A 22,890-nucleotide genomic window follows, 5' to 3' on the forward strand; every position below is an offset into this window, starting at 1 on the left:
TATTGTCTTTACCTCCTTACTCTAAATGTGAAAAATCATGATTAATAATCTCTTCTAAGTAAAACTGATCATTCTCAAAACAAAATTTCATAATACTACAGTTACCAATAGGAGCTTGCGGTGTAATATCACTTAAATGCGCCCACTCTCTTATAAATTGCCTACAAGCTGCTCCATGTGAGACTACTAAAATAGTTTTACCTTGTTCTTTCTGCATAATATTTACTAAGCATTTTGTTACTCTTTTTCTAAACTCTATTTCTTCTTCACCACCATATTGTACAAAAAAATCTCTATAAGGTAATGGTGGATTTAAATATTCATGCTCCGCTTCTAATCTGCCAAAATTCCATTCTTTTAAGCCTTTATGCCTCTCATAGTTTATTTCTGTAATTAATTCTAATGTATCTGAAGCTCGTTCAAGAGTAGAAGTGTGTGCACCATCAAATACAATACCGTTTTTTTCAAAAAATTCTTTAGCTATCTTAGCTTGTTCAATTCCTTGTTTTGTTAAAGGAGAATCGCACCATCCTTGAATTTTTTTTTGTTGATTGAACAATGTTTGACCATGTCTCATTAAATAAAGTGTCTTTTTCATCTATCTAACTCCCTACTATCTATTTTTCATCATTATAAACCTTGAAGTTAACTTCAAGGCAACTGATTATGTTTTAAAATATATATCTATAATTTTTCACACAATATTAGCTAAAATAGAAAGTCTATTAATAAAATTTTATTAGATATTTCCGTTGAAATTATCTATAAATTTAATTTATACTATAGATAAATTAAAAATTCTATTCGGAGAACAAAATTATGAAAAAAAATCCACAATTACCTATTTGTGATGTAGAAACAACAGTTAAACTAGTTAATAGTAAATGGAAGGTCTTGATTATCCGGGATTTAATGACTGGTTCCAAAAGAAATAGTGAGTTAAAAAGATCATTGAGTGGAATTTCACAAAAAGTTTTGACAGCTAGTTTAAAGTCAATGATTAAAGATGGCCTTGTTGAACGTATTGATTTTAAAAAAAATCCACCCCATGTCGAATATAAATTAACTAAACTAGGAAATACATTATTACCTGTAATTGAATCTATGAGAGAGTGGGGAGAATTTTACAAAACACAAGTTAACATATAGTTACATTTTTGTACCTACTTCTCATTCTAAAAAAAATAAGCTATCCTTATATTATAGAAAATTAGGGAGCGTGAAAACATGGATATAGAAATGTTTGATTTTGAGCAAGTAAATGTAAATGCCAAACTTACTACTTTAAAAAAAGATATTGTTTTAAGAGTTGTAAAATCAAATAAAATAATGGAATTTGATGAAAATACCTACGCTAAAGTAACTAATTTTTCTTTTCATAATGGTATAATTGAAGTAAAAATGTTAAGTAGGTTATTGTCGAATGCTCCAAACTTTGCTCGAGGTTTTATCGGTATTGCATTCAGGATAAATGATGATGATTCTAAATTTGAATCTTTTTATATACGCCCTACCAATGGTCATAGCGAAGATCCTATAAGAAAGAATAGAGCAGTACAATATTTTTCATACCCCAACTATACCTTTGAATATTTTAGAAATCTTAATATAGCGGATTATGAAGGTTCAGCTGATATTAAGCTTAACGAATGGATTACTTTAAAAGCCATAATTCAAGAATCTAGAGGTGAATTTTATATAAACAATAATGAAACTCCTTCTTTGGTTGTAGAGAACATGAAACTTGGGGAGGCTGCTTCTGGTAGTATAGGATTGTTCGTTGATATCGGTACAGAAGCGTTTTTTAAAGATTTAAAAATTATAAAATTCGATTAAATAATAACAATTGCATGCAATAAAAAAGTCTGAAAAGCATTAACAATAATGTTCTCAGACTTTTTTTATAAACAGTTCAAAATATTCATTACATTGATTATTAACATTTAAATTACTTTAATGTTCTTACATTTTATGCTCTCTTTCAGGATTTTTTACTAAGTTAGCTCCTAATAATCCAAATAGGGAAGTAATAATTAAGCCAACGACCATTGCAACAAATCCCCAAATAGATGCTTTAGCTGTCGTGTTTGATGCATCCTCTGCCGCTTGTCTTGCTTCATCGATTGATTCTTTCAAATCATCTTTAGCTTTATCTAAATTAGTACGTGCAGTGTCAATTTGTTTTTGCGCTTCATCACTAGCTGTTTTTAATTCATTGTAAATATTATCTGTTGCTTGTTGAGCTTCTTCTTGAGATAAGTCGCTATTTTTCGCTACAGCATTCACAATCGCGTTTTTATCTACGGAATCGCCAATTTTTTTCGCTTGGTCTTGTAAAGAATCCGCTGTAGAATCAAAAACCTTATCTGCATTTTCAGGATTTTTTATAATTTCTTTACCAGCATCTTTGATTTTATCAGTCGCTTCACTCATTTGATCTTTTAAATAATCTGGTTGAAGTTCTGGAACATCCGTATCTTTTAAATATTTATTTACATTATTTTGTAGTTCTTGTGTATTGACCGTGCCAATTTCATCAGTTACTTTATCAAAACCTTTTGAGATCGCATCGCCAGTAGTAGAAGCAACTGCCCCAACACTATCCCCTACACCAGAAGCAACATTTCCTAAAAGGGAACCGATTGCTGAAAATGTACTAACAGCTGTATAACTCACTAAAAGCATTACTACAATCATACTTGTTGCCCATGTTAAGAAACCGTGTAATAAACCAATTCTTTTAGCCGCTACACCAGATACAAATCCTGCAGCCATCAGAGATAACACAATAGTAATAATCGTCCAAATAATGAGTCCAGTCCCAACTCCATCTAAAGGGTTACTTGATGTCGGTTTTAAAGTACCGAACCCAATCGCTGATCCAATAAGTCCAAGAGTCATAAAAATAGATAGAAATGTAATTACTCCAGCAAAAACTGATCCCCAAGAAATGTTTGTCCCCGCTTCATCGTCTGTAAAATAAGTTCTGAATCTTGTATTGCTTTTTTTCATTTTATATATCCTCCTAATTTTTATTTACAATAAAATTTTATAGGATGTTATTTATTTATACAAATATTTTGATTTCCTATAATTATAAACTATTATTTAAAAACATTTATTCAATTTGTTTTATGTGATAAATAACCTGTTATAATTTAATAAACTAATTACGCAAAAAAATTATCCAGTATAACTACTAGTTAATACTAGTTTGCATAAAGTTTTTTAGATTTTAATAATTCATTAATAGTAACTATTTATCATTCATGCTTAGATCCATATAATTTGTCATATCCAATCACAATTGTTTCATTTTTTTCTTTATGACCTTTGATGCTGTCCAATTCTATAATTGCTGAATTGGTCAATAAATCTTTTATCTTACCACTTCTTATTTCTTTTCTATACATAAAAGACACATGTTGATTTTCAGAAAATTGTTTACTACTTTCAGAAGGCACACTTGGTTTCCATCCATTAAATCCCATATAATTTCCTCTTTTCTGTAATTTTAAATTCTTTCATACAATAAATATTAAAAAATAACGGATCAAAAATTGATCCGTTATTACTCGTAATTAAGCTTTTGCGATATTAGTGGCTTGTGGCCCACGCGGACCTTCTTCAGTATCAAACGTTACGGTTTGTCCTTCATCTAAAGTTTTAAATCCATCTGTTTGGATAGCTGAAAAATGGGCAAATACATCATTGCCATCTTCACCTGTAATAAATCCAAAACCTTTGTCTGCGTTAAACCATTTTACTGTACCATTGTTCATGTATATTTCCTCCTAGTGCACTAAATCATGCAAATTATTGCAAAAAATGTTGAGTGGTAAAAGGAGAAGTATAGTTTTTAGATGTATAACTCAAATTACTTATCAAAATTGATTACTTGTTCACTATAACACATTAATAAGGAATAAACAAAACTAAGTCTTCTTGAAATAATTTAGATAGTACTTAATTCGAATTTATTAAGATTCAATTACATTTAGAAATAAAAGTAACTAATATGAAAATTAATGTTAGAATTTACTTGTATCAGAAAGTAGGTGTTCATATGAATACTAATTTTTTTCCAATAAAAGTTTACTCTTTAAACTACAATCTATATTCTTCACGTTCAAAAGCTTTTTTAACAAAAAAAATAAACAATAATCAAACAGTTGATCCTTTCTATGCCGTTTTAAATTTAAGGGAGATAAAAAATATTGAATTACGTTTATCCATATTAGATATTGATATTGATAAATATAAGAGCCTTGATCACGCAATTAATCGTTGCAAGGAACTCATGTATATGTATAGGTAGTCAAAAAAATTTTATTCACTAATCGAATAGATTTTGCTCTAAAAACACTATTATTTGCCAATAGTGCTTTTATTTTAGACTTCACTTATATTAATGGAATTAACTTTATTCAAATTATAAACAACTAAAATAAAAAGAAGACCAAAAATCGTAAAAAGATTTTCAGTCTTCTTTTTTATGATTTTTAACCCTTATGTCCTAATCTCTTTTATTCACTTAGTCGTAAAGCGTCCTAAGTAATCCACGTTGAAATCAAAGTTAATTCCAGGAACAAAATCAAAAGAACCTTGACTACTCCATTGCCAAGCAGCTGTATCTGTGTGCAATAAATTATTAGCACTTGGGTTCGCTGGCCATTCTGCCACCCAACTATTTTTTTTACCTAATACGTCATATTCCATCCAATTATTATTGAACCAACTAGCGCTAGAATAATGGACAACGTTTTTGAAGCCACGTTTTGCTAATTGATCTCTAAAGTAGACAGAAACTTTTGTAGCATCCGCGTTAATCATTGGCGTTGTTTCTGCATCATTAACCATGACGCACTTTTTGGATAGACCTAATTCTTCTGCGTAATCCGCATAGTAATTGGCTTGATCAATTGCTTCTTGTTGATTTTCAAACCAAGAAAAATGATACGTTGAAACAGTTAGACCTGCTTTTTTGGCATTAGTAATTTGACTAGGGGCTAACGGGTTTTTGTAAGTTGTTCCTTCAGTTAATTTGACTACTACGCCTTTAATTCCCATGTTTTTCATCTTTTGAAATTGTTCTACAGAAATCTCTCCATTATGAGAGGAAATATCAATAAAATCTACTCTCGGAGGTGTTTCGCTGAGGCTACGTTTACTTCTTAGCAAGGGGTGATTGACAGAGTCATTTTGAGCAAAACTCCCTAATTCATAGTTACTCGTCACAATATTTTTTGCTTCTGCTGGAATACTCGTTATAAGACCTCCAAAAGTTAGTCCTATTCCTAAAACAAATAACTTAGCTGAACTTTTCATTTAACCATTCCCTTCTTTTTTGTTACATGTTACATAATTTATAACACTTATAAATTATTTTGCACTTAATATAACTCTTTCAGAACCTGTGTTTGTCTTAACATTGATATCATAAACTAATGTTCCATCTTTTTTTTCTAATCGCCAATCTAATACTCGTGGAGAAATCCCTCCCACCTTATTTTTAGCTTCTTCTAGAACTTTTTTTGTAGATTTAATCCCTTCAATCTCATTTGTATTAAATGTTTCTTTATTATTCTCTTCACCGCTAGTAATGCTTTCTTTTTTTACCTTTTCGTTTTGTGGATTTATATATATTTTTTCAGTCTTGTTAACAAACATATACTCATATTCTTTAGAGCTCTCACCAATATCAAAGTTAATAGACAGAATTTCTGAATTATTCGTATTTTTTTTGTAAATATTTGCTGCGTCTTCAACAGTTACCTTATAGTTTGTGTTTGTTACCTCATCCTTACCTAGCCCACAGGCAGTAAAAGTAACGATTCCTCCTAGCATTGCTACGACAAAAAAGATTCTTTTTAAATTCAATACAGTCAGCTCCTAACCTATATTATCATGATATTATATTCAAAAATGGTAATTAGTTTTATTAAAGTTTGATACTTTATAATTTGTAGTAATTTCTCAAACTATAATTGTCAATCATCATTGTAACTTCTTCTTTTGTCTTAGGATTCACTTCTTTTAATTCTTTAGCTAATTCCTCGAAATTTTTTATAGTTCTATAAGACATCTTAGTGAATATAAGGAATGGATCTATCTCTTGTTTTACATGATTCCGATATTTGGATGCTGTAGTAGTAGATATTCGTCCATTAGACATTTTTTCAATAGAATAAGACGAGATCATTGGATTCCTGAGTAATTCAATAATATCTTTTTTCATACACATACTTTTTTAGTCCTTTCTTTAATAATCTAATTGGAAGTTTATATAAAATAAATTTTATTTATCTATTTTAAATATTTTCCATTTACTGGTGCCTGATAGACAAGATCACATACATCCAGAAGAGAAAATAAATTTCATATTTTTATAGTCACTTATTATTTAAGTTACTAATAATCAATACTCATTTTCAAAAATAGTCATCATGATTTTCGCAATGTGCCTTAATCCCGATGAAAATAATTGCTATCATCGAAACAAATTTTAATGATAGTATGAATAACAACCTAAGTTCTCCTTTATCTATTTATCTTTCAACATGTTTTATATCAACTTTCCTTAATTTCAAAGTACTTAATCTTATTAAAATATATTCAAGGTGCACTTGTCTATTGAACAATATGACATTCTGCTAACAAAAATGAAAGATTGACTCTAAGTCCATACTAATAGTTTTGCTACAATATTTTGAAATGAACTATTCCTTGATACTATAATTTCAGTAGAAAGCGGAAATACATGAAGTACATCTTTTATTGTTTTTCTCAAAAGTATTACCAATTTAGTTTAAGAATAATAACATATAAAATTCAGGAATTAACGACTACAGACACTAACTCATAGATTTCTTTATATGAGTTAACAAATTTTAATTCTGAACTGTTCCTATTGGCGAAGTAGAAAAGAAAGAATGGCAAATAAGATAATATGTGCAGGGTAAAAATAATAGAAGAAACTTTTTAACCCCTTTCCTTTTTCTCCGTTATATAAAATAATAGGAATTGCTGAGAAGAACATCATCCATTGATAGTTACTAGAAAATAAATCTGAAAAACCGTTTGCTGCTGCTGAAATAAAAGACACAATTCCTAATGATAAAACCTGAAAGTGTTTTTTTCCATGAAATATATAGAACAATACTCCTAATATTACCATCAAAAACCCACCTTCTGTAACAAATAAAGATGGTAAAAATAAGGTGTATAGTTGTAAACTAATCATCTTTATCGTACTCATTTCACCTATTGTAAATATAAATGAAATTAATCCTATTAAGATAGGAATGATGAACCAAAAGAAACTTGCAACAAATTTTCTTTCTTTAAGATATGCAATAGATTGCATATAAACTGTTCCTAAAAATAATGTACTAAAAACATTATTTGCTATAATTTCTCCATTAACCACAAAGTATTGATTCAATACTAGATTTATTAAATTCATTATCCAAAAGCCTACGAGTAATCGCAACATATATTTTTTTCGATTACTCGTATGAACAAAACCTTCAGAACTTTCAAATAAAAAAATAGGGGCGGTAATTCTTCCAACCCAATGGAACCATAATGGAATTCCTAAAAAATTGAAAAATTCTGCTAAGTGATCAATTACCATTGTAATCAATCCGATAATCTTTAATTGAAATCCTGTTAAATATTTCCTCATATTTACAAGCCTCACTATCAGTTTCTCAAGTCTATCAAGAAGTTGAAATTCTAACTTCTTGATAGCTTCTTTACTTACATTTATTTCAAAAATATATCTTTGTTCTTGATCATAAATATTATTCGTTTAAATGATCTTTGTTTCTAAGCCAAGTCGCCATTAACACTTTATCCTGGTACATCTAGTAGTGTCCAATGCAATGTTGATTCATAGCTGCCTTTTTTATTTTCTGGCGGAATGGACAAAGTTATTTCTTTTGTTGCCAATTTATTTTTCCAACGACCTTTACCTTTTGTTTTCGTTCCCTGCATTAAAATACTCGCTTTTCCATTTGCTTCTAATTGACAGTCATATTGAATAGGTTCCTCTGTTTCTAAATCAGATTCTAGTTTCCCCATTGGAATAAATAAGCTCACTCCTTTCAAAATACTTTTACTATTCTTTTTATCTAGAAACGGAGATAGTTCAACTTGTAATTGCCAATCTTTTGCTATAATTGAAGGGGTTTCTAATTCAATTATAGGATTTTCTTTGTTATTAGTTACTAATCTATTTATTGATGTCAACTCTTTTTCACCAAAATCAAAATCAGATACATGTTTTAGTGTGAAAGGTTCTTCTTTTACTGTTACTTCAACGGTATTACTTAATGCCCAATCGTTATTTGCCTTCAATATAGCGATCCTTACAGAATGCTTACCTGGTTTACTGGTATCTATTTCTCTTTTCTTATTTCCATCTATCCAAACATCGTTTACTTCTTCTGGTTTTATTGGGTTTCCATCTTTATCTACTACATTCTTAAAGACACTTCCTAAGTCCCATTTCTGGCCTACGTATAACTCTGTATCTTTTAATTCTACTTTTGTTTTGTCCTCTTTTACTGTTACTTCAACGGTATTACTTAATGCCCAATCGTTATTTGCCTTCAATATAGCGATCCTTACAGAATGCTTACCTGGTTTACTGGTATCTATTTCTCTTTTCTTATTTCCATCTATCCAAACATCGTTTACTTCTTCTGGTTTTATTGGGTTTCCATCTTTATCTACTACATTCTTAAAGACACTTCCTAAGTCCCATTTCTGGCCTACGTATAACTCTGTATCTTTTAATTCTACTTTTGTTTTGTCCTCTTTTACTGTTACTTCAACGGTATTACTTAATGCCCAATCGTTATTTGCCTTCAATATAGCGATCCTTACAGAATGCTTACCTGGTTTACTGGTATCTATTTCTCTTTTCTTATTTCCATCTATCCAAACATCGTTTACTTCTTCTGGTTTTATTGGGTTTCCATCTTTATCTACTACATTCTTAAAGACACTTCCTAAGTCCCATTTCTGGCCTACGTATAACTCTGTATCTTTTAATTCTACTTTTGTTTGGTCTTCTTTCACCGTTACTGTAAATGAAGAGGACACTTCTTTATTTTGTCCTTTCAAAGTATATATTTTATAGTAGGTACCGGGACTGTTTGTATTAACGGATGCATCATTAGTCTTAATTCGATCATCAGACCAATAAACAGGATTTGAACCTTCATCATATGCTTTCACAAAGTTATCCTGTGGATTCCATATTTCTCCTTGGTATAATGTACTATTTTTTGTTTCAAGGACTAAATCATATGCAACTATAATATTTGAAACATAAAATGTTTCATGCTTGTCCTTTATCCAAAAAAATTTAGCATATGCACTATTGCCCTCTTGGCTTGTATCAAGGGCGTTATCCAGCCACTTATATCGAATTTCAGAAAGAGGAATGTCTGTATCATTTTCATCCGTTGCTTTAAAAACAACCTTTCTGGGGTCAAGAAAACCTCCTCTTTCGATATAATACGGATTTAGTAGTTCCATTGATTTAAGTCCTTTGTCATAAGGTTCTATTATTTCTGCTTTAGTAGATACGGTCTCCATTTCCGAAAAAACCACCTCTTCTTGTTTAATAGAAAAAATCAGTACAAATAGAAGTAATATAAATTTTTTTCTCATACGAGTAGTTCTGCCTCACTTTCTCTTGATTATTTTTAACAGTAAATAGATAATAATCCCTACAGTAAAAAAAAGCATGAGTGCTAAAACATACACTATATAATTATTTTTATTAGTTGAATCTTTTATATTGACTGCATCTTCGTTATATTTTTTTACATTATTTTTTATCTCAAACTCTTTATTAAATGACCACTTGTGGCCTGTTTTATCAATTACATTTAATTTCAATCTATATTTACCTGGTTGGAATGCTTGATTGTCCCATGAAATTGGAAAGTTATAGTTTGAGTTTGGAGCCATTGATTGATTGTTTTTGACCGTTTTATGAAGGACTTCTGTACCATTTTCTTTATAGACTTCAGCGGTAACAGTCATATCTGTAATCATTGTCGCAGCCGTATTTTGAAGATTAGCAAACAATGTCGTTCGATAATTATTTAAGCCAGGCTCAACTGTGTTTAGTTTTAATTCTGGTATTACTTTTTTCTCTGTTTCTGTCACTTGCAACCCAATGACATAAGAATAGTCATTTTTAATTTGAAATTTTTGATTCGTAGCAGCTTCTTTGTCCTTCTTATGAATATGGAACCCCCCTAAAAGAATTCCTTCAAATTTTTGTTCAGGCATTGTGATAGTATAGGGTACTTCTTTTTTTTCGTTACCATTCAACTTTACGATTTGGTCACCTGTGATAAGCTCTTTTAAATCGTACGCTAAACTGCTATCTTTTCTTTCTTTTGTTCCTTTATAATCAATGACACCATTATCATTCGTTTGTGCTGCATGATAATTCACTTCTAATTCAATTGGGTCTTTTGAATGATTTTCAAAGGTAATGCTGATTGCTTGCTTTTGTTTAGGCTGCATGAATAAATCAAAATACGTATGTTCATTGTTTCGCTGATTTTCTGGCAAGTTTGCTTTGACACTATATGCCATATCCGCTGCAGAGACTCCGTTGGCCGGTAATATGGCGATAAAACAAATGATACAGAGCGAATAGATGATTTTTCTCATAAGTTATTCCTCCTATGTTTTCTTCTCATTGATAGAATAGTAACACTTAGAAAAAATGCTAACATACCCAATATGAATAATACCCCACTCATTTTTGACCCTGTACTAGGCAAAAATGTTTTTGAACTTCTATCGAAAGTCATCTTCTGAGAATCTTTGCTTTCCGCCCGTTCTTGCTTCTCTGAGCTTTCTACAAATGTAATTGTAACTTGACTCTCAGCATTTGATTTTTGTTGTGTATTAGAAGCGTATCCATCCTCTTTGATTAAAAATCCACTTAATATAACTAAGAGTACTACTAGCTTTTTCATATTTATTCACCTCTAACTAATCTATATGATGTATGTAATTTACTCTCTAAAGCTAATAACTAGTTATTAGCTTTAGAGAATCTATTTTATTAAGCTGGTGCATCGGTTAATTCCCAACGGATAACGCTTGAATAGTTTTGTTTAGCTTTCGCTGAACCAGCTGGTACTTTTAATTGTACATTCGCATTATCATCTTTTGTTCCAGAAAATACATCTAGCCAGGTCCCCATGCCTTGATCTGTTCCCGCTTGCATAATTACTTGCATGTCTTTGTTCAAGTTGACATCATATCCTAGAGGTTTTTCAGACACATTTCCACTTATTGATTTAATGCTACCGTTTTTTAAAGAGAGTTCTGCTCCTTTTAATATTTTTGTCTTATCTTCATTGCTAAATTCATCAATAGATGCTTTTAGTGTCCAACCAGCTCCAGTGGCTCGCCGGTCAGTTACCTGTACATAAGGATGTTCTGTCTTCGCATTATAAATAGCTTCTTTCTCTTTAATTTCCTGTTCTCCGAAATCAATGCTAGAAACATGATCAATTGTAAGAGGTCCAGTATTTCCTGTACCAGGTACTTCTGGGTCTGGATTTGGTTTTTCCGGATCAGTGGGATCTACTGGGGGTGTCGGTTCAGTAGTTTCACCTGCAACTGTCTTTACTGTACTTTTTGATTCCGCATCACTTTTCATTTCCGCATGTGTAGTTTGAACGCCAACGAAAAGTGAAGTAATAAGTAAACTGGTTCCTAAAAATAGTTTTTTCATACGTATATTTCTCCTCCTGTTTTGTTTGTCTTTTAAAAGTGCTAAATGGTTTTCACTCTTTCTTTGTATGGACAAGAATTATCCTCAAAATAACTTGTCTGTCATAGCATAGTTGTTCGCTACACATAATGACTTTTTCGTGTGTAATTTATTTTATTCCTCCTTTACTTTAATAAGATAACCAAACACATATGTCAGTTTGTACTTGCTTCAAAAATAAAAATAGGGGGAATTTTCTTATACATCTACTATGGATAGAGTAATATTTTGTGCTTACACACTGGACATATATGTTTGGTATACACCTATTTATCCTTATGAGATACAGTATTTAATGATAGTAACTGCCTAAAATCATAGTGTTGACTTATTATTTACTTGGTATATGAATCTTTATCCTTTATCAAACAGTTGCCTAAATAAATAGATGATTATGTGTATACTGATACCTCACAAAAAAAATAGCATCTTTTTCCGCCAAAGTCTTATCTTGTTTTTTTTAGTTTTGTTACTTTTTGGATAAAAACCTGTCTGATAGTCTAAGTCGAAAGACTAGTCTTCTGTGATAACTAGTAAGGTGCAGCTGTATATTGATACACAAAAAAACCTCAAATTTATTAATTGAGGTTTCGCTTAAATTTATTTAGTATTTAAAATACTGTTAACATATTCAACGATGGAAGAACACCAAGTATGTGGATCTAAAGCATGACGAATTAAAAAATAAGTTTTTTCTTTAAAAGAGATCGAAGGGGTATCAGAAATAATAATATCTGCCAATTCATAACTTTCCACTATTTCTAAAATTTTTGTACTATATCTGTGTTTTAATGCATTTACAACAATCATTCTGTCTTCTGAATGATGTTGGAATTCAACGTATATTTTTAGAGGCTGTTCCACAGCTAACTTCACATAACTAGTGACTAAAGGAATTAGGCTATATTTTAATTTTGCGTATGACCTTTCATTTTGATAACCATAAAAATATTTATCAAATAATACTTCAACACGCCTATCAACAACACCTTTAAATTCTACAGTATGTCTCTCAAACATAAACTGGTGCAACCCTAAATGATGAACAACAACTAACCTTTTACATAACGTATATAGCAGTTCATAGTAACAATCTTGAGATATCGAAAAGTTTTGTTTTATATCCTCTAGAAAATACATACACGTTTGTATGATTTCATTTTTTTCAAGTGTCGTATAATTCTTTCCAACTAGAATTTTCTGATTTCTATCACGTAATTCTTGTATGAAATAATGAACCATGAATAAGAAATGAAGGTTTCGATCATCATTTAATACGTCGACAGTTTGATTTATATAAAATGGAAATTCACCATCGTTATCCATCAGTTCACCTATTTCAATAATATTTTTAGATAGGCAAAATAAGGGGTCCTTAACGTGAGAGGTTATTTTATAGATTGCTAAAAGATTCAAAATTTTATCTCTATTACAGTCGCTGAGTAACTCTAAGCTATCTAAAATTTTTGTGGGCTGGTAAGACAACACCACTTCTTTTTCACTGTCTTGAAATACCCAATCATTTTCATGGGAAACCAACATGACTAATAAATAGTGGAAAATTATTTTAGAAGATTCCCTCCCCTCAAGATAGAGATCAGATTTATTAACTTTCACTAATTTTAAATCTGTTTCTAAGTAATAGAAAAAATTTTTCAATCTTTTTATTATTTTATAAGTATAAGAATCACTATAGAACAAGTGATCAGCTAATTCTTGCAAACAAAAATAGCGTTGCTCTAATACGAATAGCAATGCTTTGTAAACACTTGAAGAAAGTAAATATTTTTTTCTTAACTGCATAAGCAACATTGTATAAGTTGCCTCATTTATTTCAGAATTAAATGAAACAAACTTATCTTTAACTACTATTATATTGTTAACCTTATCAAAGAAGTGAAGGCTTTTGACTTCTTCATCCAATACTTTTAGGACTCTCTTTAATTCATTTTTAGAAACTTGGCAGAGGTTTTCCAGCTCATTCATTTGTTTGCCTCTAGGATACAGATTATAAACTACAACCAAGCTCTTTAATTGCGTTTGGCTTAATACAAGATTTTTTAATTTATCTAGTTTCATATAAATTCTCCTTCTTATCAGCTATATTTTGAGTTGTATATACCAAAAATAAGATTCCAATAAAGATAGGATTCAAATACGAAGTACTAAATCAACAAAATTTTAGAACATCAACCACTATACTTGATGTGTAGTCCTAATACAATAGATAAAAAGATTTAAACATATATCAATTTTGTAAGTTATTTAAATGAGACCTAATATTATTCATACTAAAATACACGATTGAACAAACATTAAGAGTGTATGTTTGTTCAATCGTGTACGGATGATTTATAGTTAATCTTCTTTTGAAAAAAGGAAAATATTTACATCCAAAAATTATACATAAAAAAACATTTAAACTAAATTAGAGAAATCATGATTTATCGCTTGTAAAAATACAAAACTATTATTTTTATACCCAAACTCTAAAATACAACAATTTGAAAATTTTATCTTCGAAACTTTTTCATACGCTAGCCATTTTTGAATAAATAGATACATAGCTCCCCCATGGCTAACTGCCAAAACGTTCTGATTGTTTTCTTGTTCCATAATTTTAGTAAGTCCTTCGTTTATTCTTTCCTGCACCACTTTTGAAGACTCTCCGCCATAAGGCACAAAAGAATCACCATATGAAGTTTCCCCAATAGGTCTTTTAGGGTTTAAATATTCTCTTTCTCCTTCAAATATACCAAAATTCCATTCTTTTAGTTCCTTCATTCGCTTATATTTTTTATTTCCTATAATTATCTCTAGTGTATCTGATGCACGCTCTTGTGTAGAGGAATAATAAGCATCTAATTTAATATTACGATTTTGGAAGTACTCTTTTGCAATTCTTGCTTGTTTTATTCCTACTTCAGTCAAAGGTGAGTCACTTGCTCCTTGAATTTTCCCTAATTTATTAAATAGCGTTTCACCATGTCGCATAAGATAAAGTTTCTTCATATTATCAGTCTCATCTGCTTTTGACTTTGTTGTTTTATCAATCATTACCATCCTCTTCCTTATCTATTAATTTTAGCACACGAGCGGGAACGCCACCTACTACAGTGTAGGGTGGAACATCTTTTGTGACGACCGCACCTGCTGCAACTACTGACCACTCACCAATCGTTACACCTGAAGTAATCGTAGCATTTGAACCAATCCATACGTTATTTTTTAACACAATTGGCGCATAATGATTTTTACGTTTATTCTTTGGAAATAGGTCGTGATTAATTGTAGCAAGTACTACATTATGTCCTATAAATACACCATCACCAATCACAATCCCACCTTGGTCTTGGAAATGCGTCCCTGAGTTTATAAAGACATTTTTGCCAAGTGTAATGTTTTTACCAAAGTCCGTATAAAAAGGTGGAAATATACGAAAAGTTTCATCTACTTTTTTTCCAATCAAGTAACTCATAATTTCTCGTAATTCCTCTTCTGAATGATACTTGGTATTCATTTCTATTCCAATTTTTATCGCTTCTTGATAAAGCTCCTCAGCATACGCATCTCGCTCTAAATCAACAGGAGCATCACTTCTGTACCCATTAATAACATCTTCAATACTTACTTTCATTATTAACACTCCTTTAGATTATCATAAAATTCATTTTTAACAGGCTCTAGCCATTCGTTTGATGTTTCTACCCCAGGCACTTCAATCGCTAAGTGGCTAAACCACCGATCTTTCTTTGCACCGTGCCAATGCTTTACATTGGCAGGTATTGTAATGGTATCCCCTGGCTTCAGGCTTTGTGCTTCTTTTCCTTCTTCTTGATACCAACCTTCACCATCTACGCATATCAAGATTTGGCCTCCTCCTGATTTCGCATGATGAATATGCCAATTATTACGGCAAGCTGGTTCAAACGTGACATTGGCAATAAACACTGTTTCTTTTGGATCAGTCAATGGTTTCAAATAACTTTGACCAATAAAGTATTCTGAATAAGCTGTGTTTAATTCCCCTTGACCAAACAATCCCCCATGTTCTTCTTTGTTATGGTCCTCCACATACACTTCTTTCGCCAATCGAAACGCTGCCCAAGCATTCGGCCATCCTGCATAAAATGAAAGATGTGTTAATAATTCAGCCATTTCTGTCTTAGTTACACCATTTTTCCGAGCAGTTTCCAGATGATAGTTCAAAGATGAATCGATAACTCCCTTTGAAATGAGCGCCGTTATTGTCACAATAGAACGCATTTTCAAAGAAAGTTTATCTTCTCTTGCCCATACTTGACCAAACAACACATCATCATTCAGCTCAGCAAATTTGGGTGCAAATTCACCTAAAACATCTCTTCCAGCAGTTTGTTTCTCAATCATTTACAAATTCCTCCTATCTTACTTCCAAATTTTGATAAAAAAATTCGGTCATTTTATCAAATGGAATGATGTCTATTTTGTCGTAGAGATCAGTGTGTGTTGCTTTAGGAATAATTAGCAACTCCTTGTTATCTCCTTGCAACTTCTTAAAAGCGTCTTCTGCGAAATATCGAGAATGAGCTTTTTCACCATGAATAATTAACACCGCACTAAAAATCTCATCACTATAAGACAGAAATTTAGTATTTAACAATGAAAGAGCAGACGTCATATTCCAACCTTCATTTGAGTTCAACGATCGCTTATGATAGCCGCGGTCTGTTTTGTAATAATCGAAATAATCTTTAATATAATAAGGCGCACTTTCTGACAAACTATCTGGAACACCACCCGAACGAGCATAATCCCCATTTTTGAAATCTTCAATACGTTGTGCATTGAGTTGTTGACGCATTTCATATCGACCATCTACATCAATAGAATCAAAATAACCATTAGCTGTTACACGAGACATATCATACATAGTCGAAACAACGGTTGCTTTTACTCTTGTATCAATTGCAGCTGCATTTAGTGCCATGCCGCCCCAACCGCAAATACCAATAATTCCAATTTTATCCTGAGCAACATTTTTTTGGACCGACAAGAAATCAACAGCCGCTTGGAAATCCTCAGTGTTAATATCGCCAGAAGCAACATTACGTGGGATCCCTCCACTTTCTCCAGTAAATGACGGATCAAAAGCTATCGTCAAAAAGCCCCGTTCTGCCATTGTTTGAGCATAAAGTCCTGATGATTGTTCTTTAACTGCCCCGAACGGACCGCACACAGCAATTGCAGGAAACTCTTCCGCTTGTCTTTTTGGTTCATATAAATCAGCAACTAGAGCTATTCCAAATCGATTAGTAAAAGTCACTTTACGATGATTAACCTTATCGCTTTTTTGGAATACCTTATCCCATTTTTGAATCATTGTAGTATCTTCTAGCATCCTTGCTTTCCCTCCTATAGTTGACATTTAATTTTTTTAATAATACAATCTTACTACCTAAACTTAACTTTAGGTCAAGTCTGATTATAAAAATTTTTCAGGAGGAGCTATGACAGCATATTCAATCGGCGAAATATCAAAAATGTTTAACATTCCAGTTTCAACTCTCCGCTATTATGATAAAGAAGGATTATTTCCTGAAATAACGCGTGTTTCCGGTATTCGAAAATTTTCTAATAACGAAATTGAAGCTTTAAGAGTGATTGAGTGTTTGAAGAAATCTGGATTAGAAATTAAAGATATTAAACAATTTATGAAATGGACAAAATTAGGGTCAGAAACTTTCAAAATTCGAAAAGAACTATTTGAACGACAAAAAGTAAGCGTAGAAAAAGAATTGCGACAAATGGAAAAAGTTCTTGATATGATTAAATTTAAATGCTGGTACTACGATGAAGTCCTTAAGCAAGGGAACGAGGTGGCTGTTAAATCAAAAATTCCAAATAACTTACCAAAAGAGGTAAAACTTTATTACGAAAACTCTCATTAATTTGAAACGATTGTACATTTAATGAGTTAATCTAAACAAAAAACAAACGTTATTTAAATTAGTAGAGTAGATTTGTCACTAGCACTTTAATTTTCATAGACTACACTATTTAACTAAGTTCAAAAAGCAACAACTGCTAGCAGCAGAGCTAACAATCGTTGCTTTTTGAACTTATTTACTATACAAACAAAAACATTAAAAACCAGTATTATCTATACTTTCCAAAAAAACTACTATACAAAAACATAATTATTTTATATTTACTATAATTTAAACTACAGTCTGAGCTTATTATAATTCATTCTTTTATCGTACAACATTAAATATTCTAAAATGATGACACTACTTCTTACAGTTATATTTCAAAAACCTTGCTAACTGATTTTAATACTACTTCATCTTCTTCATGAGTAGTTAAAATAATACCCTTATCTTCTGATATCTTAATATCTATAATCTTATATAACATTTTTTTTCTTTTCTTATCTACAAAAGCAAACGGTTCATCTAAAATATACCATTCTCTTTCTAAAGACATCAAAATAAGAGCATAAAGGAACTTTTTTTCCCCTCCTGAAAGCATTCCCCATTGTTTTTTAAGCAACTTATCAATATCTTCACGCTTAAGAATTTTATCGCTTAATTGATAAAAAGATTGAATACTTTTTTTTCCGTCCAAACCATAACTAAATTTCAGAAAGTCCATTCCTGATAAACGATCAGAAAAATATATGTTTTGATTAATATATATGATACTTTCATTCCCCTTAATTACAGTTCTTTTTGCCTTTTTTACTCCTGAAATGTAATCTAATAGTAAGGTTTTTCCGTTACCATTATCACCAGTAAATAAATTATACTCTTTTAAAATATTCATACTTATTTTTTTATCTACATAAGGAATATTTAAATCCTTTATTTCGATCATAGCTTTACCTTCTTTCATTTGAAATCGGTTCAAATTTAACTATAGAATACATACTAATAAAAACTAAAAATATTGAAAAAGTAACATATTTGAAGACATCCATATTTTTATGTTCAATTAAAACATTAGATAAAATTGACAGAGGGTTATATTTATTTAACTCTATATTCGTATTTAACAATATAAATAAACCAAAAATTAGCATTGTAAATATTGAATTTATAGTATTAGCATGCACTTTTTTTATTAGAGTTAAATTGTAACTAAAAAATGCAACTGGTAAACACGCTATAATAGTAATAAAGCTATATAAAAAAAGACGGAGAAACGATAATGGTAGTAAAATAACCACAATTAAATTAAGTAAGTTTACACTGATAAAGCTAAACATAATTTGCGTCAATAGATTGCCTAAAAAAAATGCCCAAGGTGAATTATTTATTGAAAAAATTGTTTTTAAGCTTCCATATTCCTTTAATTGTAATGCGTAAACTCCTACTCCATAAACATAGGAACAAACAACAATATATACCCACCAATATGCCAATTCCCATTCATTTGTTACACTTCTATAATTCATAAAAAAAGTAATTACAGGTAAGGCTATTGACCACAATAAAGGAATTTTATCTTTCAGTAACATTTTAATATTAAACAATGCATATGATTTAACTGAGATAAACATTTTCACTCCTCCTTACGGAAATGGTAACAGTTCTGAAAAATTTTTTCTTTTTAATTTTAATATATTCTCTACATTTAATATTATTTCTTTCGAAAAATTTCTTGGTGCCATGTTGGGGAACCACTTTGGGTCAAATACCTTCACTACTTTCACATTCTTAGCATGATTATTTTCAAACATTGTAATATACGGATACATATTAAGAGAATTACTTATATTTTTGATAGTAAATGTATGACTAACTTTTTCTATTTTCTCTTCATTATTCAGAATAATAAATTCACTACCTTCAAGATATGCATATAAATCTTTAACTTCTTTCGAGCTCAATCTATCAAAATAGTCATGATAAATGTCCTTATTGTCAATTACTAATCCAGAGCTTTGACTAACTTTTCCTTCTTTATATTTTGAATGCGATGTAGCAAAATATTGTAATATTTCTTTTTGTGATTTTATTACTGCTTTTCTTGCTGATTGACTAGTTCCCAAACCCACTGCTTTGTATTTTTCACCATACCCAACGGCAAGTACCACGTAAAGGTTCTTACTTAAAGATATATTATAATATTTGACATTGTCTAAATAATTAGTCAAATATCTGTCTATTTTTTTTATTTCTTCTATCTTATCTATATTTAATTGCTGAGCCTTAGTATGAAACAAGAAGTTAGTAATATAGCTCTGTCTTTCAAAGAATTCTTTATACGCTGTCCATATTAATGGCTTTGATTTTTTATGCGAGGCCATACCAGAAGAATCAACAAAACTATTCTTAAACAAAATCATATCAAGATTAACTTGTTTAATGCTTCCATCAATTAAATTCGTAGCAATAACCGTATGCTCTTTTGGTGAATTTTCGTTGATGAGTGTTTCTCGCTCCAAATACTCTCCTAAAGTTGAAAGAATATGCTGCCTTTTATTCTTTAAATCAACCTCATAGGCTTTGATAGGTCTTTTAGAATATTTTTCTATATATACGTTATAGTGATGTGACATAAATAAATCCTCATTTAAAACAAAATTCACCTTATTTCTTAAAAAACCTTTCAAAAGTATTCTCCTTTCTATCATTGGATAGGACAATCAATAGAATAATCAATTAAATATCTCTTAATAATCTCTTTATCTTTTTGTCTTTCAATGTTTATCTTAATTGGTACAGAATTTAGTAACTGTTTGGATATACATTTTATTGTTTTAACTCCTCTATTTATGTCATCTCCAATTACGGATATCTCAACATGGTTAATCCAATCAGCAGTTTCAATGTATTTCGTAGCTTGTATAGAATCTTTTGTAATAACTTTGTATGTTTCATCCATAAACTTTACTTTTTTTAAAATTTTTTTATGCAATTTATCAGAAAATTTATTTGCTTTTGCTAAGGGATTATTAAAAGTTTGCCACTCTATTCCCTTAGCTTCTTTCAAGGCCAAAATTAGAGATTGTTCCATAGTAATACTACAACATACACCTGAGGTTAGTAATTTCCCTTCTAAAAACCCCATCACGATCACTGTTGAATAATTACTAAGTTCACGAACTACATAAATTTTAAACATATTTGAAATAAAATTATAATCATTAATTAAGTCATGAATTTCTTTATCTTGTTTTAACTTTTCCCCTTTCAAACCATACCAAAAACAAAATACTTCATTTTTCTCAATCAATTCTGTTAGTGCCTTTTGGATTATTACTTCTGAAAGTTTTCCAGATGAAGTTCCTGTCGTATCATTAAATCCAAACTCATGATTTCCATATCCAAATTCTGAATATTTTCTGCTACTTACAATATTTTTTTCTAAATTTACAGAAGAAATAGTTTTATTTGTACTTAATGGTATCCCTAAGAAAAGTCTTTCTAAATATTCATTATAACTTTTAATAAGTGATAACTGTTTATTTTCGTCAACTGAGAAAGCACTACCTGCTGTCGTTCCTTGCTTAATCTTGACACGTGAAAAATTCACATATCCAATATTTATATTTGATAAAAACATATCACTTTTCACACCGTAGGAACTTTTATTCGTGAATATCATTAGTTAACACCTCTAAAATTAAAGCTTCCATTAACAAACATTTTCTCAAGTTTATACCTAATCCATTTGTCAGTTGTTGCTCTGGTACTAGCATTTCGTTTATTATTATGTTTTTTTCTTTACTAATCGCTAATTGACTGCTTTTAGAAACATAACCAATTTCTTTTATACCATTTGTGTACGCCTTTTTTTTATATAAACAAATTGCATCCTCTATGTTTAAAAAAAAAGCTAATACCAGTTTATCATTTACTATTTCTCTAATCTTAGTTACATCAGTTTCATATAGAATCAAAAAATTATTTTTAAAATCAAAAGAATAACAACCAGTATTTACATTCCCTATTTTTTTTGTTATGGCTAGTATTGGCATACTAACTTTATATATAAAGGAAGCATAATTTTTTTGTAAATCACTAACTAACGTTTTTATAAAGACAGGTAACTCATCAAAAGGATATACCGCTAACCTAATATCCGAGTATTTCACATTATAAAGACCTAAAACATCGCTCAATTCATCTAAATTATTCTCTTCTACTTGTTTATTCACTACCCTTTGTTGATATTTTAACGTATCAATTAAATATGCTTCATCTAATAGTACATTCTTATATTCATTCCAATAATAATCACTCATAGCAATCACAATACCCCCAATGATAAGCAATATCTTTTGTAACTAAATGATTATTTAAATCAATAGATAAAACTTCATCTAAGTCACATTTCATTAAATCGCTATCCAAATTCCTCATTATGGTATAAACTATCGTAAAATAATCATCCTTTTGCAACGGGTATTCTATAGCAAAATTTTGTGATTTTGTATAAAGTAAATCTATAATTGTCTGAAAATTAGCTGTATCAGAAGTTATTTCTCCTCTTAATTGGCTTTCTAGTTCAGAAAAAAAACATATTGGACATGGATTGTACCATTCCCTTTTATAGAAATTCGAAAAATAAATATGATGATTATAGCTAAAAATTATTTTAATGACTACATTCTTTTCCTTGGCTATATTTACAATATTTTCATATTCTTTAAAATTGAAAGCCTTTAAAAATACTATAAGCAATTTACCATCCATATTTTTAGATTCTAAGTGGGAAATACTGCTCTGATGACTAATTGTAAATTTTTCGGAAAACACGTAATCGAATAATTCAGAAAATTCAGAATCATCGGTATATACCAAAACCTCATTAACCTTATTATTTTCTATATCTAGCTTTTTAATTAATTTATTTTCTTCTAAAAAGACCAGTACATTATTAATCATGTTGCTCCTAAAATAATTGGATAATAGAGATTCCTCAAAATTTATTACTTCATTTTTTTCTAAATCTTTTAACATTCTAACTAAATTTTTATTAGTAATAATTATCGAAGATAGTTTTGTTTGAAAGAATGTTTCTTTTTCACTAAGATCATGCCATATAAAAGGGTTTACTTTATACATTTTTTCACTCCT

At 30.2% G+C, this 22,890-nt stretch carries 25 protein-coding genes; 3 read left to right on the forward strand and 22 right to left on the reverse strand.

Features of this window, described 5'->3' with window-relative positions; translation table 11 throughout:
• Window positions 1-16: 16 nt before the first annotated feature.
• The gene (locus IGL90_RS11850; RefSeq protein ID WP_002380883.1) at window positions 17-598 is read right to left on the reverse strand and encodes a histidine phosphatase family protein; all 582 of its coding nucleotides are present in this window, start codon (window positions 596-598) and stop codon (window positions 17-19) included.
• 221 nt (window positions 599-819) lie between these two features.
• On the opposite strand from IGL90_RS11850, the gene IGL90_RS11855 reads away from it, so the two are divergent.
• Both IGL90_RS11855 and IGL90_RS11860 read left to right on the forward strand, forming a co-directional pair.
• Complete coding sequence (locus tag IGL90_RS11855; RefSeq protein WP_002365236.1) at window positions 820-1,149, forward strand: winged helix-turn-helix transcriptional regulator; 330 nt, start codon at window positions 820-822, stop codon at window positions 1,147-1,149.
• A 78-nt stretch (window positions 1,150-1,227) separates the two neighbouring features.
• Window positions 1,228-1,836: a hypothetical protein gene (locus IGL90_RS11860; protein WP_002371732.1), complete on the forward strand. Its 609-nt coding sequence runs from the start codon at window positions 1,228-1,230 to the stop codon at window positions 1,834-1,836.
• 126 nt (window positions 1,837-1,962) lie between these two features.
• On the opposite strand, the gene IGL90_RS11865 is transcribed toward IGL90_RS11860, so the two are convergent.
• The 15 genes from IGL90_RS11865 to IGL90_RS11935 form a co-directional block, all read right to left on the reverse strand.
• Entirely contained in the window at window positions 1,963-3,012 is a 1,050-nt protein-coding gene (locus IGL90_RS11865) for a hypothetical protein (RefSeq protein WP_010712816.1), read from the reverse strand.
• Between the two features lie 251 nt (window positions 3,013-3,263).
• A complete protein-coding gene (locus IGL90_RS11870) occupies window positions 3,264-3,491 on the reverse strand; it encodes a hypothetical protein (protein WP_002380886.1) in 228 nt (75 codons plus the stop codon).
• A gap of 90 nt (window positions 3,492-3,581) precedes the next feature.
• Window positions 3,582-3,782: a cold-shock protein gene (locus tag IGL90_RS11875; protein ID WP_002371724.1), complete on the reverse strand. Its 201-nt coding sequence runs from the start codon at window positions 3,780-3,782 to the stop codon at window positions 3,582-3,584.
• Between the two features lie 748 nt (window positions 3,783-4,530).
• Window positions 4,531-5,328: a GH25 family lysozyme gene (locus tag IGL90_RS11880; protein WP_002371722.1), complete on the reverse strand. Its 798-nt coding sequence runs from the start codon at window positions 5,326-5,328 to the stop codon at window positions 4,531-4,533.
• Between the two features lie 54 nt (window positions 5,329-5,382).
• Window positions 5,383-5,880, reverse strand: a complete 498-nt coding sequence (locus tag IGL90_RS11885; RefSeq protein ID WP_232323123.1) for a PepSY domain-containing protein — start codon at window positions 5,878-5,880, stop codon at window positions 5,383-5,385.
• 1,027 nt (window positions 5,881-6,907) lie between these two features.
• Window positions 6,908-7,687 (reverse strand): TraX family protein, encoded by a 780-nt coding sequence (locus tag IGL90_RS11890; protein ID WP_163404294.1) that lies wholly within the window; start codon window positions 7,685-7,687, stop codon window positions 6,908-6,910.
• Between the two features lie 167 nt (window positions 7,688-7,854).
• Window positions 7,855-9,684: a bacterial Ig-like domain-containing protein gene (locus tag IGL90_RS11895; RefSeq protein WP_430604652.1), complete on the reverse strand. Its 1,830-nt coding sequence runs from the start codon at window positions 9,682-9,684 to the stop codon at window positions 7,855-7,857.
• A 15-nt stretch (window positions 9,685-9,699) separates the two neighbouring features.
• Window positions 9,700-10,704, reverse strand: a complete 1,005-nt coding sequence (locus IGL90_RS11900) for a DUF916 and DUF3324 domain-containing protein (RefSeq protein WP_010712821.1) — start codon at window positions 10,702-10,704, stop codon at window positions 9,700-9,702.
• Window positions 10,701-11,015, reverse strand: a complete 315-nt coding sequence (locus tag IGL90_RS11905) for an LPXTG cell wall anchor domain-containing protein (RefSeq protein WP_010712822.1) — start codon at window positions 11,013-11,015, stop codon at window positions 10,701-10,703. Before IGL90_RS11905 ends, IGL90_RS11900 begins: the two co-directional genes overlap by 4 nt.
• A gap of 89 nt (window positions 11,016-11,104) precedes the next feature.
• The gene (locus tag IGL90_RS11910; RefSeq protein WP_010712823.1) at window positions 11,105-11,782 is read right to left on the reverse strand and encodes a WxL domain-containing protein; all 678 of its coding nucleotides are present in this window, start codon (window positions 11,780-11,782) and stop codon (window positions 11,105-11,107) included.
• A 639-nt stretch (window positions 11,783-12,421) separates the two neighbouring features.
• A complete protein-coding gene (locus IGL90_RS11915; protein WP_010712824.1) occupies window positions 12,422-13,900 on the reverse strand; it encodes a helix-turn-helix domain-containing protein in 1,479 nt (492 codons plus the stop codon).
• A 339-nt stretch (window positions 13,901-14,239) separates the two neighbouring features.
• Window positions 14,240-14,878, reverse strand: coding sequence for a histidine phosphatase family protein (locus tag IGL90_RS11920; protein ID WP_010712825.1), 639 nt, complete (start codon window positions 14,876-14,878; stop codon window positions 14,240-14,242).
• Complete coding sequence (locus IGL90_RS11925) at window positions 14,871-15,458, reverse strand: acyltransferase (RefSeq protein WP_002401939.1); 588 nt, start codon at window positions 15,456-15,458, stop codon at window positions 14,871-14,873. Before IGL90_RS11925 ends, IGL90_RS11920 begins: the two co-directional genes overlap by 8 nt.
• Window positions 15,459-15,460: 2 nt before the next feature.
• Complete coding sequence (locus IGL90_RS11930) at window positions 15,461-16,210, reverse strand: carboxymuconolactone decarboxylase family protein (RefSeq protein ID WP_002401938.1); 750 nt, start codon at window positions 16,208-16,210, stop codon at window positions 15,461-15,463.
• Between the two features lie 13 nt (window positions 16,211-16,223).
• Window positions 16,224-17,228 (reverse strand): alpha/beta hydrolase, encoded by a 1,005-nt coding sequence (locus IGL90_RS11935; protein ID WP_373465613.1) that lies wholly within the window; start codon window positions 17,226-17,228, stop codon window positions 16,224-16,226.
• 82 nt (window positions 17,229-17,310) lie between these two features.
• Between IGL90_RS11935 and IGL90_RS11940 the strand changes: the two genes are divergently transcribed.
• Entirely contained in the window at window positions 17,311-17,751 is a 441-nt protein-coding gene (locus tag IGL90_RS11940; protein ID WP_002401936.1) for a MerR family transcriptional regulator, read from the forward strand.
• Between the two features lie 355 nt (window positions 17,752-18,106).
• On the opposite strand, the gene IGL90_RS11945 is transcribed toward IGL90_RS11940, so the two are convergent.
• The 6 genes from IGL90_RS11945 to IGL90_RS11970 are packed head-to-tail and all read right to left on the reverse strand — an operon-like array spanning window position 18,107 to window position 22,878.
• Window positions 18,107-18,697 (reverse strand): ATP-binding cassette domain-containing protein, encoded by a 591-nt coding sequence (locus IGL90_RS11945; RefSeq protein ID WP_002394296.1) that lies wholly within the window; start codon window positions 18,695-18,697, stop codon window positions 18,107-18,109.
• The gene (locus IGL90_RS11950; protein ID WP_002365261.1) at window positions 18,684-19,364 is read right to left on the reverse strand and encodes a hypothetical protein; all 681 of its coding nucleotides are present in this window, start codon (window positions 19,362-19,364) and stop codon (window positions 18,684-18,686) included. Before IGL90_RS11950 ends, IGL90_RS11945 begins: the two co-directional genes overlap by 14 nt.
• 12 nt (window positions 19,365-19,376) lie before the next feature.
• Window positions 19,377-20,420 carry a YcaO-like family protein gene (locus IGL90_RS11955; protein ID WP_010712828.1) on the reverse strand — a complete coding sequence of 348 codons (1,044 nt, stop codon included), beginning with the start codon at window positions 20,418-20,420 and terminating at the stop codon, window positions 19,377-19,379.
• 17 nt (window positions 20,421-20,437) lie between these two features.
• Window positions 20,438-21,415: a hypothetical protein gene (locus IGL90_RS11960; RefSeq protein WP_010712829.1), complete on the reverse strand. Its 978-nt coding sequence runs from the start codon at window positions 21,413-21,415 to the stop codon at window positions 20,438-20,440.
• A complete protein-coding gene (locus tag IGL90_RS11965) occupies window positions 21,399-22,055 on the reverse strand; it encodes a hypothetical protein (protein ID WP_002401933.1) in 657 nt (218 codons plus the stop codon). Before IGL90_RS11965 ends, IGL90_RS11960 begins: the two co-directional genes overlap by 17 nt.
• Window positions 22,048-22,878: an McbB family protein gene (locus IGL90_RS11970; protein WP_002365265.1), complete on the reverse strand. Its 831-nt coding sequence runs from the start codon at window positions 22,876-22,878 to the stop codon at window positions 22,048-22,050. The genes IGL90_RS11965 and IGL90_RS11970 overlap by 8 nt, the downstream gene beginning before the upstream one ends.
• Between the last annotated feature and the right edge of the window lie 12 nt (window positions 22,879-22,890).

It is taken from the genome of Enterococcus sp. DIV1307a (assembly GCF_050537425.1).
Taxonomy (GTDB): Bacteria; Bacillota; Bacilli; order Lactobacillales; family Enterococcaceae; genus Enterococcus; species Enterococcus faecalis.

Bases quoted from the DNA above. Each gene is read 5' to 3' on its own strand.
- IGL90_RS11850 (WP_002380883.1), bottom strand. From the start codon at position 598: ATGAAAAAGACACTTTATTTAATGAGACATGGTCAAACATTGTTCAAT.
- IGL90_RS11855 (WP_002365236.1), top strand. From the start codon at position 820: ATGAAAAAAAATCCACAATTACCTATTTGTGATGTAGAAACAACAGTT.
- IGL90_RS11860 (WP_002371732.1), top strand. From the start codon at position 1,228: ATGGATATAGAAATGTTTGATTTTGAGCAAGTAAATGTAAATGCCAAA.
- IGL90_RS11865 (WP_010712816.1), bottom strand. From the start codon at position 3,012: ATGAAAAAAAGCAATACAAGATTCAGAACTTATTTTACAGACGATGAA.
- IGL90_RS11870 (WP_002380886.1), bottom strand. From the start codon at position 3,491: ATGGGATTTAATGGATGGAAACCAAGTGTGCCTTCTGAAAGTAGTAAA.
- IGL90_RS11875 (WP_002371724.1), bottom strand. From the start codon at position 3,782: ATGAACAATGGTACAGTAAAATGGTTTAACGCAGACAAAGGTTTTGGA.
- IGL90_RS11880 (WP_002371722.1), bottom strand. From the start codon at position 5,328: ATGAAAAGTTCAGCTAAGTTATTTGTTTTAGGAATAGGACTAACTTTT.
- IGL90_RS11890 (WP_163404294.1), bottom strand. From the start codon at position 7,687: ATGAGGAAATATTTAACAGGATTTCAATTAAAGATTATCGGATTGATT.
- IGL90_RS11895 (WP_430604652.1), bottom strand. From the start codon at position 9,684: ATGAGAAAAAAATTTATATTACTTCTATTTGTACTGATTTTTTCTATT.
- IGL90_RS11900 (WP_010712821.1), bottom strand. From the start codon at position 10,704: ATGAGAAAAATCATCTATTCGCTCTGTATCATTTGTTTTATCGCCATA.
- IGL90_RS11905 (WP_010712822.1), bottom strand. From the start codon at position 11,015: ATGAAAAAGCTAGTAGTACTCTTAGTTATATTAAGTGGATTTTTAATC.
- IGL90_RS11910 (WP_010712823.1), bottom strand. From the start codon at position 11,782: ATGAAAAAACTATTTTTAGGAACCAGTTTACTTATTACTTCACTTTTC.
- IGL90_RS11915 (WP_010712824.1), bottom strand. From the start codon at position 13,900: ATGAAACTAGATAAATTAAAAAATCTTGTATTAAGCCAAACGCAATTA.
- IGL90_RS11920 (WP_010712825.1), bottom strand. From the start codon at position 14,878: ATGATTGATAAAACAACAAAGTCAAAAGCAGATGAGACTGATAATATG.
- IGL90_RS11925 (WP_002401939.1), bottom strand. From the start codon at position 15,458: ATGAAAGTAAGTATTGAAGATGTTATTAATGGGTACAGAAGTGATGCT.
- IGL90_RS11930 (WP_002401938.1), bottom strand. From the start codon at position 16,210: ATGATTGAGAAACAAACTGCTGGAAGAGATGTTTTAGGTGAATTTGCA.
- IGL90_RS11935 (WP_373465613.1), bottom strand. From the start codon at position 17,228: ATGTCAACTATAGGAGGGAAAGCAAGGATGCTAGAAGATACTACAATG.
- IGL90_RS11940 (WP_002401936.1), top strand. From the start codon at position 17,311: ATGACAGCATATTCAATCGGCGAAATATCAAAAATGTTTAACATTCCA.
- IGL90_RS11945 (WP_002394296.1), bottom strand. From the start codon at position 18,697: ATGAAAGAAGGTAAAGCTATGATCGAAATAAAGGATTTAAATATTCCT.
- IGL90_RS11950 (WP_002365261.1), bottom strand. From the start codon at position 19,364: ATGTTTATCTCAGTTAAATCATATGCATTGTTTAATATTAAAATGTTA.
- IGL90_RS11960 (WP_010712829.1), bottom strand. From the start codon at position 21,415: ATGATATTCACGAATAAAAGTTCCTACGGTGTGAAAAGTGATATGTTT.
- IGL90_RS11965 (WP_002401933.1), bottom strand. From the start codon at position 22,055: ATGAGTGATTATTATTGGAATGAATATAAGAATGTACTATTAGATGAA.
- IGL90_RS11970 (WP_002365265.1), bottom strand. From the start codon at position 22,878: ATGTATAAAGTAAACCCTTTTATATGGCATGATCTTAGTGAAAAAGAA.